1 protein-coding gene is annotated in these 1,547 nt (G+C 30.8%); it reads left to right on the top strand.

The features are described from left to right. Positions 1 to 867: 867 nt before the first annotated feature. Complete coding sequence (locus U9R42_14755) at positions 868 to 1,290, top strand: hypothetical protein (protein MEA3497285.1); 423 nt, start codon at positions 868 to 870, stop codon at positions 1,288 to 1,290. The last annotated feature ends 257 nt before the right edge of the window (positions 1,291 to 1,547 follow it).

Here is a 1,547-nt window from a genome sequence, read left to right as displayed (position 1 = left end):
TACTTACTTCATTTGCTTCGCTTCACAAATTTTTCTGAATAGCATTGAGTGTCGCTGAAGCTTTAGCGGAGGAACAAGCTATTGGAAAATATTTTGGCGAAGTCAGATTATTTATTATCTTTGTTCCTATACACTTTCGCTAAAGCTACTGCCTAAGCGAAAGGGTTTTTTATATACTTCTTCAAAATTGATTGTATTATCCTGAAAGTGCTTTAAATTTTTAAAAAAGGTAACTTTATTCACTGATACAATAAATATAATGACCTTTTTCTATGATAAAAAATTGATTATAGAGGCGAGAATAGAATTCCCGTTAAGGTTAAGTATAATTTGGCTATTAAAAGTTGGGTAAAAGGAAAAAAAACTGTATTGTTTTGTTACATATTAAAATTTTTTATTATATTTGCTAATGGATTTAATATACATTCAACGGATTTAATATGCATTCAAAATTTATTAGGGCATGAAAATATTAAAACTACTCATATTACCATCAAGGGATTTGACTTGTCTGCGTGCTACACACAGGCAGGTAACATTCATAAGCCATTGGATAATATTGAACTATGGAATTTTTTAACAAAATATATAATGGAAATATAATGACTGATCATTATATTCACTCGTTATGGGCAATTAACGGAAGAAGAAGAAGCGTCAGTAAAGCAACCGACTTAATCGGAATAAAAATTAAAAACAAACTGACTGTAAGTAATTTAACAATGATATAACATACAGGGATAAGAATTTGACCTGACCAATCCCAAAAATAAGGTAGGGCAAAAATGGAGACCAGAACCCATTCAAAAAAACGGGGCGGAACTGAAAAGCCTTACGAGTAGGAAAAAACAAATAAAAAATAATATTATGAGTAAATTAAAAGAAGTGATTTTGTTGGAGAACGAAGAGGTACTTTATCAGATTGAAGGTAATGCATATACGGATTCTCCAAACCCTTTAGTTAAATTAATGACAAGTATTTTTAGGATTTTTTGGATTATACTTGGTATAAAACTAAAAACACATATCGTTGTAACAAATCGTAGAATAATCCAAGTGAATAAGAGAACCATTTTATGGGGAATTATTCCTTCAGACACAGGTGTTTATAATCTCAATAAAAAAACTATTCAAAGTGTTGGTTATGAAAAACTTGTTCGATGGTTGTTTTTTAAAACAATTTATTTTACACTTATTAATATGAATGCAGGTATTAAGATTACGTATAAAGGTTCAATAAATGATGTTTCAAACATAGCTCAAAAAATCAGTGAAATGGTTTCAGAATAAAAGCCCATAACATTTTGTATAGGTAATGGCAGGTTCGGTGTGGGTTTTGAGATTTCGTAGTTCGCTCGTGCTTCATCTTGGTCAGGCAATGAAAGCTCACGTAATCTGCCATACTCATACAATTTACCACTAACAGTTTATAACACAATGGGACAAACTGTAAAAAGAATTACCGAAAGAAGCTATGCTACAGGAAAACATTCAATTTATTTTAGCACATCCGACTTAGCCATAGGAACTTATTTGGCAGTAGTTAA

The organism is Bacteroidota bacterium, from assembly GCA_034723125.1.
In the GTDB taxonomy this organism is placed as follows: domain Bacteria; phylum Bacteroidota; class Bacteroidia; order CAILMK01; family JAAYUY01; genus JAYEOP01.
Note: the sequence above shows the minus strand (reverse complement) of the source record. Positions and strands in the feature narration are given on the sequence as shown.